We start from the raw sequence: 12,316 nt of genomic DNA, 5'->3' as shown, positions 1-12,316 counted from the left end.
GTCGTCAGCGGCGCCAGTGGCACCGATTCGGCCACCGACGCACCGGCGAACACCGAATCGGCACCGCTGGATTTCATGGCCCGTAACGGTAGCCTGACCTGCTATGCCGCGTTCATTCGACTTGTCGGCCGACTACGACGGCAGCGTTGACGAGGTTCACCGGGCCTTCACCGATGCGAGCTACTGGCGGGCCAGGCTGGCCGAGTCCGGGGTTGACGTCGCCACGCTCGAGTCGATGCGGGTTGGCGGGCGGTCCGGCGACGACGACACCGTCGAGGTCGTCACGCTGCAGGTGATCCGCAGCGACAAGCTGCCGGGACTGGTCACGCAGTTGCACAGCGGCGACCTGCGTATCCGGCGCGAGGAGACGTGGGGGCCGGTGGCCGGTGGGGCCGCGACGGGTTCGGTCGTGGGCTCGATCGTCGACGCGCCGGTGAACCTCGCCGGCACCGCCGTTTTGGAGCCGATCGGACGGACGGGCGGCACCCGGCTGACGTTCCAGGCCACGGTCCAGGTGCGTGTCCCGATCATCGGGGGCAAGTTGGAGAACATCATCGGCACCCGCTTGGCCGAACTGGTCGCCGCGGAACAGCGCTTCACCACGGAGTGGATCGCCAGATTGGCCTGAGCCCTCGATCGTCGCTCGGCCCCAAGCTGAATCGCCAAGCTGAATTGCCCAGCCCCTCCTCGCGCCGCCGCGGCGGCGCGCATCGTCGCTCGGCCCAAGCTGAATCGCCCAGCCCCTCCTCGCGCCGCCGCGGCGGCGCGCATCGTCGCTCGGCCTAAGCTGGCGGTCATGCGAATCGCAGTGGCCCAGATCCTCAGCGGCGCCGACCCTGCAGCAAATCTGCAGGTGGTGCGCGAATACAGCCGCCAGGCCGCCGATGCGGGCGCGAAGCTGGTGGTGTTCCCTGAGGCCACCATGTGCCGGTTCGGTGTGCCGCTGGCCCCGATCGCGGAGCCGCTCGACGGCCCCTGGGCCGACGGGGTGCGGCGCATCGCGACCGAATCCGAAATCACCGTCGTCGCCGGCATGTTCACCCCGGCCGGCGACGGGCGGGTGACAAACACGCTGATCGCGGCCGGTCCGGACGATTCGAGTCAGCCGGGCACCCACTACGACAAGATTCACCTCTATGACGCGTTCGGCTTCGCCGAATCGCGCACGGTCGCGCCGGGACAGGAGCCGGTGGTGACCACGGTGGACGGCGTCCGGGTCGGGTTGACCATTTGCTACGACATCCGTTTTCCGGAGCTCTACACCGAGCTGGCCCGCCGCGGTGCGCAGGTGATCGCCGTCTGCGCGTCGTGGGGCTCGGGCCCGGGCAAACTCGACCAGTGGACGTTGCTGGCCCGCGCCCGCGCGCTCGACTCGATGAGCTATGTCGCCGCGGCCGGTCAGGCGTACCCCGGTGCCGCGCATGCGGAATCCGGATCGGGCGCACCGACCGGGGTGGGGGGAAGTCTGGTCGTCTCGCCGCTGGGCGAGGTCATCGCGTCGGCCGGTTCGAAGCCGCAGCTGGTGGTGGCAGACGTCGATGTCGACAGGGTCGCCGAGGCGCGCGAGAGCATCGCGGTCCTGCACAACCGCTCGGACTTTGCTCAGGTTGATAAGGCAGAATCGATCCGGTGACAAACCCACAAGGACCCCCGAACCAGGACCCGTCGAAGTGGGCCCGTCCGTCCAACCAGGGACCGTTCGGCCAGCCCCCCACGGAGCGGCCGACCGAGCGGATCAACACCGGCCGCCCGGGCCAGGTGCCACCACCGCCGCCCCCGCCCACCCAGGCTCCCCCGCCGGGTCAGACCGAGCGATTCGGGACACCCCGGCCGAACATGCAGCAACCCGGCTACCCGCCTCCACCGACCCCGCCCGCGGGTCCGACGGAGCGCCTGGCCACGCCCCCCCACGATGACGCGACACCGGCGAAAAAGAAGCGCCGTTTCGGTCGCGACCCGGTCTCCGTCCTGCTGATCTTCGTCATCGTGTTCGCACTGATCATCGCCGGGCTCATCGGCGCCGAGCTGTACGTGCGGCACGCCGCCGACACCAAGGTGGCCGAGGCGGTGGCCTGCGAGGTCAAGGATCAGGCCACCGCGTCCTTCGGGGTGACGCCGCTCATGCTGTGGCAGCACGCGACCAAGCACTACACCAACATCTCGGTGCAGACCGCCGGCAACCAGATCCGCGATGCGAAGGGCATGAAGCTCGAGATCAACATCAAAGACGTGCGGCTCAAGGACACGGCCAACTCGAAGGGCACCATCGGCTCGCTGGACGCCACCATCAGCTGGACAAGTGACGGCATCAAGGAGTCGGTGCAAAACGCGATTCCGGTTCTGGGCCCGTTCGTCACCAACACGGTGACCACCCACCCCGCCGACGGCACCATCGAATTGAAGGGCATGTTGGACAACATCACCGCCAAGCCGGTGGTGGAGGGCACCGGGCTGAAGCTGCAGATCATCAGTTTCAATGCGCTCGGTTTCACGATGCCCAAGGAATCCGTGCAGTCGACGCTGGACGACTTCACCTCGAACCAGACCAAGAACTACCCGCTGGGCATTCACGCCGACAGCGTGCAGGTCACCGACAAGGGTGTGACCAGCCACTTCTCGACGCAGAACGCCAGCATCCCCACCGGCAACAACAACGATCCCTGCTTCGCGAACCTCTGACGGTAGGACTCGAGCTTCAGCCCGTCCGGCGCCGATGCGTGCCGGCACGGCACGCTGAGAAGCCGGACAATTCAGCCCAGCCCTTCGAGCACTGCCCGGGTGCCCGAGAGCCCCAGCCGGGTCGCGCCGGCATCCAGCATCGCGAGCGCGTCCGCTGCGGTGCGGATGCCGCCGCTGGCCTTCACGCCCAACCGGCCGCCGACCGTCTCGGCCATCAGTGCGACCGCTCGCACGGACGCGCCGCCCGCCGGGTGAAAACCCGTCGACGTCTTGACGAAGTCGGCACCGGCGTCTTCGGCGGTGCGGCACACCTGCGCCAGCGTGCGCTCGTCCGCCAGCGCCAGCAGCGCGGACGACTCGACGATCACCTTGAGCACGGCGCCCCCGATGGCGTTTCGCACGGCCTGGATGTCGCAGCGCACGGCATCGATGTCGCCGGCCAGCGCCGCACCGATGTCGATGACCATGTCGATCTCGCAGGCACCGGACGCCACGGCCAGGGCGGCCTCGTGCGCCTTGATCGCCGAAACATGCTTGCCCGACGGGAAACCCGCCACGCCGGCCACCCGCACGCCGGCGCCGGCGCGCACCGCGACGGGAACCATTGGGGGCGAGACGCACACCGCGTAGACGCCCAGTTCGGCCGCTTCGGTGACCAGGGCGGCCACGTCGGCAGCGGTGGCTTCGGGTTTGAGCAGGGTGTGGTCGACGAGCGCCGCCAGCTGCGCCCGGGTGGGGTGGCTTGTCATCAGAAGGATTCTTCCTGACCGCCCGGATTGCAGTCGGAGGCAACCATTTCGGCGTCGTCGACGACCGGTCGCCACGGCTCCAGGTTCCAGCTGACCTTGCCGGGCCGAGCCAGTTCGGCGAACTGCCAGTGGCAGAGAAACTGGGCGCGCATGCCCGGGGTGTCGGCGCCAGGCACCAGCGCGAGCACCTCGGCCCAGGCCTCGTCGGCCAAGGCGGCGGTCCCAGGGGACCGGGAGGCGGTCCGGCCGGCCGCCGACGGAAAGACCCGCAGGCTGCTCCGGTCCTGCCACCGCCCCCACTCGGTGTGGTCGATAAAGGGCGGGGACATTGCGGGCGGGTGCGCCGCGCCGGTGCCGGGATCGGTATCGGGCGCGGCGGCGGCGTGCGGTATCGGGAAGCACAGGGCGACGAGCGCGGCGACCGGCGCCGTCAGCAGCACCCTCATCCCGCTAGCGCGACTTGCCCTGAATTTCCAGCAGTTTGGGCCGCACGTCGACCAGGTAGACACCGGCCGCGCAGGCCGCGATCGCCATGCCGAGCACGCCAAAAACGAAACCCAGGATCGACGTCAGGGCGACGGCCCCGGCCAGGATCAGCAACCACACGGGCTTGGTCAGCTTGTTGGCGGCGGTATAGGCGTCGGGTCGCTGCAGCGCGGCATGCACGAATGCGTAGATCGCCGTGACCAAGACGGCGATCTGCAAAACCAGCATGACGGTACCCACGAGGTGGTTCACGCCTCAAGCGTAGGCGGGCGCCATCCAAAACGTCGACTCCGAGTCACCCGGAGGCGACTCGGAGTCGAACGTCGTGCGAGTGACGTACTACTTCTGGGTGACCTTCTTGGCCGCTGCCTTCTTGGCGGGGGCCTTCTTGGCCGGAGCCTTCTTGGCGGGGGCCTTCTTGGCGACCGCCTTCTGGGCCTTCTTGGCGGTCGCGTCCGTCTTGCCGGGCAGTTCGATTCCCACCAGCTTGGCGGCGCGCTCGCCGACCGCGCGGGTCTGCGTCGCGACGGTGCCCAGGGCCTCCTGGGTCAGCTCGACGGCCTGGTCGACGTAGCCCTCCGCACGCGCGGACGCGTCCTCGAAGGCCGTCTGGTTGCGCAGCCGCTGCAGGGCCGCCTCGCCGCGCTCGACCAGCTCGTTGTACCGGCTGGTCGCGGCCTCCAGGTAGCCCTCGGCGGCCTTGCGCAGCTCGTCGGTGGTGAACTTGTCGCGCAGCTCGGTGAACTGCTCGGGCAGGTCCTCCTGGAGCTTGGTCAGGCGAGCGCGGCGCTCTTCCACCCGGGTGCGGGTCTCGACGCGGGTTTCTTCGGCGCGCTCCCGCAGGCCGGAGATCAGGTCGTTAACCGTGGCCAGCGCCAAGTCGGCCGCGCCCAGGGCCGCGAGCAAAGGTGCCCGCAAGTCTTCGATGTTTGAGTTTTCCGCCATGTTGTTTCCTTTCGTGCTGTGTTTTGTGCAATTGGCGTTATCCGTTGTCAGGTGTCTGGTCGGGAAGTTAGGTGCAAACGTCTCCTTCGCAACTGGGGCGCGATAGCCGGGGTGGCCGTCCAGCAGTTCGGCTGGAATCGGTAGATCCCTTCCTGTGGGGTAACCCCGGTGGCCGGTCGTCTATACATCAGCAACTCGCTGATGCGATGTGGAACAGCTCGTCGCCGGCGGAAGCCCAGCAGGTTTGTGGTCAACGATGCCGGTCGAACCGACTGTTCACTCGGTGTCGGATTGGGTCGAACACTCCTCGTGGGTGGGCTCGTTTTGCTGGGTGAACGATGCGTAGATGTCGAGCAGGATCTGCTTTTGGCGCTCGGTGATCGCAGTGTCGGTGACGATCGCGTCCCGCACCTGACTTTTGTCGGTGGGTTCGAGAATCCCGGCGCGCACGTAGAGAACCTCGGCGGAAACGCGTAGGGCCTTCGCGATCTGGTTCAGGACATCGGCGGAGGGTTTACGCAGTCCACGCTCCACCTGGCTCAAATATGGATTGCTGACCCCGGACTTCTCGGCGAGTTGTCGCACCGACACCTGCGCGAGTTCACGCTGGCTGCGGATGAAGCTGCCGATGTCCGAGGCCACTTCGGAGGCGGCGTTGGACACCTTGGCGGAGAGCTTCTCCTCGGGTGCCACGGCGTGCTCCTGTGTCGGATGGTTGATCTTGACGCCACCAGGCTACTACAAGTGCTTGCTATTGCAAGCACTTGTTAGCACTGCTAGAAGAACAGCTGCGCGACGGCGTAGATCACCAGGCCCGCCAGCGAGCCGACGACCGTTCCGTTGATCCTGATGAATTGCAGGTCACGGCCCACGTGGAGCTCGATGCGCCGGCTGGCCTCCTCGGCATCCCAGCGCTCGATCGTCTCGGTGATGATCGCTGTGATCTCCACCCCATATTGCGAAACCAGATGCTGCGCCGCCCGAACCAGCCAGTTGTCGACCTTGTCACGCAGGTCGACATCGTCGCGCAGCGACTCCCCGATCCGCACCACCGTATCGGCGATCCGCGTGCGCAGGCTGCTGGATGGGTCATCCACACCCTCGAGCACCAGCCTCTTCAGCGTCGTCCACGCGGTCGCCGCGGCGTTGGCGATCTCGTCGCGCGCCATCAGCTGCTCTTTGATCGCGTCGGCGCGCGAGATGGTGTCCGGGTCGTGTTGCAGGTCGTCGGCGAATTCGAACAGGAAGCGCGTCGCCGACCGGCGCAGTTCGTGGTCCGGGTTGCGGCGCACCTTGTCGGTGAAGTCCATCAGCTCGCGGTGGATCCGGTCACCGACCAGATGGTCGACGAAGCGGGGCGACCAGGTCGGTGAGTCGCGCTCGACCACCCGCTGGATGACCTCGCCGGCGTTCAGCGACCACTGAAACGCCCGGTCGGCCAGCAACTGGATCAGCGCCTCCTGCCGATTCTCGGCCAGCAGGGTCGCCAGCACCCGGCCGACCGGCGGGCCCCACTGGGGTTCGGCGATGCGGCGCACGATCATCCGGTCGATCACCTGTTGGACGTCTTCGTCGCGCAGCAGCTCGACCAGCACCCGCAGCACCGTCGCCGTTTCGCTCGCCACCCGCTCGGCATGGGCGGCTTCCGACAACCATTTACCGAGCCGGCCGGACACCTCGGCGTCGCGCAGCTTGGTTTCCACGACCTCCGGCGACAGGAAGTTTTCCCGCACGAACGCGCCCAGGCCTTCGCCCAGCTGGTCCTTCTTGCGCTTGATGATCGCGGTGTGCGGGATGGGTATGCCCAGCGGGTGCCTGAAGAGCGCGGTCACGGCAAACCAGTCCGCCAGGGCTCCCACCATCCCGGCCTCCGCGGCGGCGCCGACGTAACCCACCCAGACACCCGCGCCGGCGTGCGCCTGGGCCCAGCGGCAGGCGAGGAACACGCCGGTGGCACCGATCAAAAAGCTCAGCGCCACCATCTTCATCCGGCGCAGCCCCACCCGCCGCTGCGCATCGGCCTCTCGATCGGCGCCGGCGAAGGATTCGGCAAAAGACGTGCGACCCCGGCCCCCGGCGGTCAACGGCGTCGTCGAACCCTGCCTCGCCGTAGGCGGGCCCGACGCTTCGCCTCGCACCGAGGCTCTATGTGCCACCACTTCATCATCTATGTTCCCGGGAATTGGTGTGACGACACAGGTGGCAGTGCCCCTCCACGCCCGGCCAGAACCACGGACCGAACCGTCCAAGCCGTAGTATCGAGGGCGTCTAGGGAATGGGAAATCGGCGACTGTGACAGAGCAAATCACGGCTGTGGGCGTCAAGATGGACGGACGCAAACGACGCTGGCATCAACACAAAGTGGAGCGTCGTAACGAGCTGGTCGACGGGACGATCGACGCGATTCGCCGACTCGGCGGCACCCTGAGCATGGATGAGATCGCCGCGGAGATCGGGGTCTCCAAAACGGTGCTCTACCGCTATTTCGTCGACAAGAACGACCTCACCACCGCCGTGATGATGCGGTTCACGCAGACCACCCTGATTCCCAATATGGCTGGGGCACTTACGGCTAACCTCGACGGCTTCGACCTGACCCGCGAGGTCATCCGGGTGTACGTCGAAACCGTCGCGAACGAACCCGAGCCGTACCGCTTCGTGATGGCCAACAGTTCGGCCAGCAAGAGCAAGGTGATCGCCGACTCGGAGCGGATCATTGCCCGCATGCTCGCGGTGTTGATGCGCCGACGCATGCAACAGGCGGGGATGGACACCGGCGGCGCGGAGCCGTGGGCCTACCTGATCGTCGGCGGCGTGCAGCTGGCCACCCACTCCTGGATGTCCTTTCCGCGCATGAGCCGCGACGAGTTGATCGACTACCTGACGATGCTGAGCTGGAATGCCCTCAAAGGAATCGTCGAGGTCGGCGGGTCGCTGGAGAAATTCCGCGAAGAACCACACCCGTCGCCGATCGTGCCGCCCCGCGACCACGAAGACGGCCTCTAACGCGGCCCGGCCGGCTGTTCGGCCCTGCCCCCCGCAAAAAGAAAGGCTCAAGTACGACATGTCTGTGCAGCTCACGCCGCATTTCGGGAACGTGCAAGCCCATTACGACCTGTCTGACGACTTCTTCCGGCTTTTTTTGGACCCGACTCAGACCTACAGCTGCGCCTATTTCGAACGTGACGACATGACTTTGGAAGAGGCGCAACTCGCCAAGATCGATCTTGCGCTGGGCAAGCTGAAACTCGAGCCGGGGATGACGCTGCTGGACATCGGTTGTGGTTGGGGCGCCACCATGCGGCGAGCCATCGAGAAGTACGACGTCAACGTCGTAGGCCTGACGCTGTCGGAGAATCAGGCCGAGCACGTGCAGAAGTCCTTCGACCAAATCGACAGCCACCGCACCCGACGGGTGCTGCTGGAGGGCTGGGAGAAGTTCCACGATCCGGTGGACCGCATTGTCTCGATCGGTGCGTTCGAGCACTTCGGCCGCCAACGCTACGGGCGCTTCTTCAAGATGGCCTACAACGTGCTGCCGCCCGGCGGAATCATGTTGCTGCACACCATCGTTCGGCCGTCCTTCAAAGATGCCCGGGCCGACGGCCTGCGGCTGACCCACGAGATCGTCGAGTTCTCGAAATTCATCCTGGCCGAGATTTTCCCTGGAGGCTGGCTTCCGACGCCCCAGACCGTCGGCGAGTACGGGGTCACGGTGGGCTTCGAACTGACCCGGGTCCATTCGCTGCGGCTGCACTACGCGAGGACGCTGGATCTATGGGCCGAGGCGCTCGAGGCGAATCGCGAACGGGCCCTCGCCATTCAGTCCCGGGACGTCTACGACCGGTATATGAAGTACCTGACCGGCTGCGCGAAGCTGTTCCGGGAGGGATACACCGACGTCAACCAGTTCACGATGGAGAAGTAACCAGCTCCACCGAAACAATCAGCCCCGAACGGATCACCGTTCGGGGCTGACTTGACTGTCCTATTTGACCAACGTGAATTGCCCCACGTTGGTGATGCCCTTGCGGAAGAAGTGCTCGCACCCGGTCAGATAGTGCATGTACTTGTCGTAGACCTCTTGGGACTGGATGGCGATCGCCTTGTCCTTGTTGGCTTCCAGATTCGCCGCCCAAATATTGAGGGTCCGCGCGTAATGCTCCTGCAGCAACTGCACCCGCTCGACCGAGAAGCCCGCGGCCTCGCCGAATTTGGAAATGTCTTTCTGCGCCGGCAGCTGTCCACCCGGGAAAATCTCTTGGCCGATGAATCGCGCGAATCGAATATCACTCATCGTCAATGTGACGCCGAGTGCGGGATATTCCTGCCACTGATACATCAGAATTGTGTGCAAAAGCATCCGGCCGTCGTCGGGAAGGATGTCGTAGGCGCGGTCGAAAAATGCGGGATAGCGCTCCATCTTGAACGCCTCGAAGGCTCCGATCGTCACAATCCGATCCACCTTGTCCTCGAACTCTTCCCAACCCTGCAGGCGCACCTCGATGTTGCGCTCCGTCGGCAATCCGGCCAGCTTGTTCTTGCTGTACTCAAACTGGTTGCGGCTCAGCGTGATTCCGATGACGTTAACGTCGTACTTCTCGACGGCCCGTTTGAGCGCTCCGCCCCAGCCGCAGCCGATGTCCAGCAGCGTCATCCCCGGTTCGAGATTCAACTTCCCCAGCGCCAGGTCGAACTTCGCAATTTGAGCCTCTTCGAGGGTCATGTCATCGCGCTCGAAGTAGGCGCAGGTGTAGCCCATTGTGGGGTCGAGAAATAATGCGAAGAATTCGTCCGAGACGTCGTAGATGGACTGCGACTCCTCGTAATAGGGCTCCAGCTTCGTCATCCGCGGTACATACCTTTCGTCCTATTCAACGCGAGCATACTAACCGACGCGATGGTGGCCGACGATCTCAGGCACCCGCGGTATGGCATCGGGCCTTGATCAGTACCTGTAGAAACCGTGGCCCGTCTTTTTGCCGAGCCGACCGGCCTCTACCATACGCAGCAAAAGCGGCGGGGCCCCGTATTGCGGCTCCTTGAATTCTTCGAACATCTTGTCCGCTATCAGCTTCAAGGTGTCCAGGCCGACCAGGTCGGACAGGCGCAGCGGACCCATCGGGTGCGACAGCCCCGCCACCACGGCTTTGTCGACATCCTCGATGGTGGCAAAACCGGCTTCCACCATGCGGATCGCCGACAGCAGATACGGCACCAGCAAAGCGTTGACAACGAATCCGGACCGATCCGAGCAGCGCACCACCTGCTTGCCCAGGACCGCGCTGGCGAATTCTTCGGTACGGACCACGGCGGCCTCGTCGGTGACCAGCGTGCTGACCAACTCCACCAGCGGCAGCACGGGGACCGGGTTGAAAAAATGCAGGCCCAGCACGCGTTGCGGGTTCTTGGTGGCCGCGGCGATCTTCATGATCGGGATGCTGGAGGTATTCGACGCCAGCACCGCGTCGGGATCGGTGATGACGCGGTCGAGTTCGGCGAAGACCTGCGCCTTGATGGCGTCGTCTTCGACGATCGCCTCGACGACCAGTTGGCGGTCGGCGAGGTCGTTCAGGTCTGTGGTGAAGGTGAGCTTGCTCAGCGCGCGATCGCGTTCCCGCTCGGTGACCTTGCCGGCGCTGACGCCGCGCTCCAGCGACTTGACGATGCGGTTGCGTCCCGCCGTGATGAGGGCCTCCGTCGTCTCGAACACCGTCACGTCGACGTCGGCGCGGACCGAGACCTCGGCGATGCCGGATCCCATCTGGCCCGCCCCGACCACGCCTACTCGCTGAATCGCTGCGTCACTCACTGAATTCTCTCCGGTTCTCTCCGGTGACCGTATCGTCTTGCACCGCAATAGGCCCCGCCCAGGGTTGGCTGGGCGGGGCCTACGCTACTTCATCTCATTCTCGGTGCGACGAGCGTGTAGTCAGTGCGAAAATTCGGAATTCTCGCACCAGATGCACGCTCGGCGCGGTTTGCGTGCCAAGGCCTAGTGGAACTGGCCCTCTTCAGTGGAGCCGGTCAGCGCGGTGGTCGACGAGGTCGGGTCGACCGTGGTGGCGATGCGGTCGAAGTAACCGGCGCCCACCTCACGCTGGTGCTTGGTGGCGGTGTAGCCACGCTCCTCGGCGGCGAACTCGCGCTCCTGCAACTCGACGTAGGCGCTCATTTGGTTGCGGGCGTAGCCGTAGGCCAGATCGAACATCGAGTAGTTCAGGGCGTGGAAGCCAGCCAGCGTGATGAACTGGAACTTGAATCCCATTGCGCCAAGCTCCTTTTGGAACTTCGCGATGGTGGAGTCGTCAAGGTGCTTGCGCCAGTTGAAGGACGGCGAGCAGTTGTAGGCCAGCATCTGGTCGGGGAACTCGGACTTGACGCCCTCGGCGAACTTGGCGGCGAGCTCGAGATCCGGAGTGCCGGTCTCCATCCAGATCAGGTCGGAGTACGGCGCGTAGGCCTTGGCCCGGGCGATGCAGGGCTCCAAGCCGTTGCGGACCCGGTAGAAGCCTTCCTTGGTGCGCTCACCGGTGATGAACGGTTGGTCGCGCTCGTCGACGTCGGACGTGATCAGCGTGGCCGCCTCGGCGTCGGTCCGGGCGATGACGACGGTCGGAACGTCGCACACGTCCGCGGCCAGTCGGGCCGAGGTCAGGGTGCGGATGTGCTGCTGGGTCGGGATCAGCACCTTGCCGCCCAGGTGACCACACTTCTTCTCCGAAGCCAGCTGGTCTTCCCAGTGCGAGCCGGCAACACCGGCGGCGATCATGGCCTTCTGCAGCTCGTAGACGTTGAGCGCGCCACCGAAACCGGCCTCACCGTCGGCGACGATCGGCGCCAACCAGTTCTTCACCGAGGTGTCGCCCTCGACCTTGGCGATCTCGTCGGCGCGCAGCAGCGCGTTGTTGATCCGGCGGACCACCTGCGGCACCGAGTTGGCCGGGTAGAGGCTCTGGTCGGGGTAGGTGTGGCCGGACAGGTTCGCGTCACCGGCGACCTGCCACCCGGACAGGTAGATGGCCTTCAGGCCGGCGCGCACCTGCTGGACGGCCATGTTGCCGGTCAGCGCGCCGAGCGCGTTGATGTACTCGAGGTCTCCCAGCTGCTCCCACAGCACCTCGGCGCCGCGGCGGGCCAGGGTGGCCTCCTCGACGACGCTGCCCTGCAGGGCGACGACGTCCTTGGCGCTGTAGGTGCGGGTGACGTCCTTCCACCGCGGGTTGGTGTCCCAGTCCTTCTGGATCTGTTCGGCGCTCTTGGGGGTGCCAACGACAGACATTGGGCATGCTCCTTCACGATCTTCACTACTGAGTTGCTGAACGCCTCACCGGCGGTAGCTAGCGGCTCAACTTCACTGGTGTGCTAACTCGAAGATGGCACAGCTCAAGGGGGGCGGTCCACCCGTTTCAATTGCCAATTTCAGCAACGGGAACGCGCGAATTTGCGAATCTTGC

14 protein-coding genes are annotated in these 12,316 nt (G+C 65.5%); 5 read left to right on the top strand and 9 right to left on the bottom strand.

Translation table 11 applies throughout. The features are described from left to right. Positions 1 to 103: 103 nt before the first annotated feature. The 3 genes from Q0W90_RS10940 (at position 104) to Q0W90_RS10930 (ending at position 2,679) form a co-directional block, all read left to right on the top strand. On the top strand, positions 104 to 628 hold the full coding sequence (locus Q0W90_RS10940) for a DUF2505 domain-containing protein (protein WP_297594234.1): 525 nt from the start codon (positions 104 to 106) through the stop codon (positions 626 to 628). Between the two features lie 168 nt (positions 629 to 796). Continuing rightward, the gene (locus Q0W90_RS10935; RefSeq protein WP_297594240.1) at positions 797 to 1,633 is read left to right on the top strand and encodes a carbon-nitrogen hydrolase family protein; all 837 of its coding nucleotides are present in this window, start codon (positions 797 to 799) and stop codon (positions 1,631 to 1,633) included. Further along, positions 1,630 to 2,679 carry a DUF2993 domain-containing protein gene (locus tag Q0W90_RS10930; protein WP_297774511.1) on the top strand — a complete coding sequence of 350 codons (1,050 nt, stop codon included), beginning with the start codon at positions 1,630 to 1,632 and terminating at the stop codon, positions 2,677 to 2,679. The genes Q0W90_RS10935 and Q0W90_RS10930 overlap by 4 nt, the downstream gene beginning before the upstream one ends. Before the next feature lie 71 nt (positions 2,680 to 2,750). Here Q0W90_RS10930 and deoC read toward each other — a convergent pair whose 3' ends face one another. The 6 genes from deoC to Q0W90_RS10900 all read right to left on the bottom strand — a co-directional run bounded on the left by deoC (position 2,751) and on the right by Q0W90_RS10900 (position 6,943). Continuing rightward, entirely contained in the window at positions 2,751 to 3,428 is a 678-nt protein-coding gene (deoC, locus tag Q0W90_RS10925) for a deoxyribose-phosphate aldolase (protein WP_297600682.1), read from the bottom strand. After that, positions 3,428 to 3,874, bottom strand: a complete 447-nt coding sequence (locus Q0W90_RS10920) for a DUF2599 domain-containing protein (protein ID WP_297774509.1) — start codon at positions 3,872 to 3,874, stop codon at positions 3,428 to 3,430. Before Q0W90_RS10920 ends, deoC begins: the two co-directional genes overlap by 1 nt. Before the next feature lie 4 nt (positions 3,875 to 3,878). Further along, positions 3,879 to 4,166: a DUF2516 family protein gene (locus Q0W90_RS10915; RefSeq protein ID WP_065507531.1), complete on the bottom strand. Its 288-nt coding sequence runs from the start codon at positions 4,164 to 4,166 to the stop codon at positions 3,879 to 3,881. 87 nt (positions 4,167 to 4,253) lie between these two features. After that, on the bottom strand, positions 4,254 to 4,859 hold the full coding sequence (gene hbhA / locus Q0W90_RS10910; protein WP_297600688.1) for a heparin-binding hemagglutinin HbhA: 606 nt from the start codon (positions 4,857 to 4,859) through the stop codon (positions 4,254 to 4,256). A 276-nt stretch (positions 4,860 to 5,135) separates the two neighbouring features. Continuing rightward, positions 5,136 to 5,552: a helix-turn-helix transcriptional regulator gene (locus tag Q0W90_RS10905; protein ID WP_297600693.1), complete on the bottom strand. Its 417-nt coding sequence runs from the start codon at positions 5,550 to 5,552 to the stop codon at positions 5,136 to 5,138. An 83-nt stretch (positions 5,553 to 5,635) separates the two neighbouring features. Beyond that, positions 5,636 to 6,943 (bottom strand): DUF445 domain-containing protein, encoded by a 1,308-nt coding sequence (locus Q0W90_RS10900; protein WP_297600695.1) that lies wholly within the window; start codon positions 6,941 to 6,943, stop codon positions 5,636 to 5,638. A 208-nt stretch (positions 6,944 to 7,151) separates the two neighbouring features. Between Q0W90_RS10900 and Q0W90_RS10895 the strand changes: the two genes are divergently transcribed. Both Q0W90_RS10895 and pcaA read left to right on the top strand, forming a co-directional pair. Further along, on the top strand, positions 7,152 to 7,865 hold the full coding sequence (locus tag Q0W90_RS10895) for a TetR/AcrR family transcriptional regulator (protein WP_297600705.1): 714 nt from the start codon (positions 7,152 to 7,154) through the stop codon (positions 7,863 to 7,865). A 58-nt stretch (positions 7,866 to 7,923) separates the two neighbouring features. Then, a complete protein-coding gene (gene pcaA, locus Q0W90_RS10890; RefSeq protein WP_297600708.1) occupies positions 7,924 to 8,787 on the top strand; it encodes a cyclopropane mycolic acid synthase PcaA in 864 nt (287 codons plus the stop codon). Positions 8,788 to 8,847: 60 nt separating this feature from the next. Here the strand turns inward: pcaA and Q0W90_RS10885 are convergent, their stop codons facing one another. The 3 genes from Q0W90_RS10885 to aceA all read right to left on the bottom strand — a co-directional run bounded on the left by Q0W90_RS10885 (position 8,848) and on the right by aceA (position 12,141). Further along, a complete protein-coding gene (locus Q0W90_RS10885; RefSeq protein WP_297699878.1) occupies positions 8,848 to 9,708 on the bottom strand; it encodes a cyclopropane mycolic acid synthase family methyltransferase in 861 nt (286 codons plus the stop codon). Between the two features lie 99 nt (positions 9,709 to 9,807). Then, positions 9,808 to 10,671: a 3-hydroxybutyryl-CoA dehydrogenase gene (locus Q0W90_RS10880; RefSeq protein WP_297600714.1), complete on the bottom strand. Its 864-nt coding sequence runs from the start codon at positions 10,669 to 10,671 to the stop codon at positions 9,808 to 9,810. 183 nt (positions 10,672 to 10,854) lie between these two features. Next, the gene (gene aceA, locus Q0W90_RS10875) at positions 10,855 to 12,141 is read right to left on the bottom strand and encodes an isocitrate lyase (RefSeq protein WP_297699875.1); all 1,287 of its coding nucleotides are present in this window, start codon (positions 12,139 to 12,141) and stop codon (positions 10,855 to 10,857) included. Positions 12,142 to 12,316 lie beyond the last annotated feature (175 nt).

The sequence above is a fragment of the Mycobacterium sp. genome (genome assembly GCF_025933915.1).
GTDB lineage: Bacteria > Actinomycetota > Actinomycetes > Mycobacteriales > Mycobacteriaceae > Mycobacterium.
This window is presented reverse-complemented; position numbering and strand designations above follow the sequence as displayed.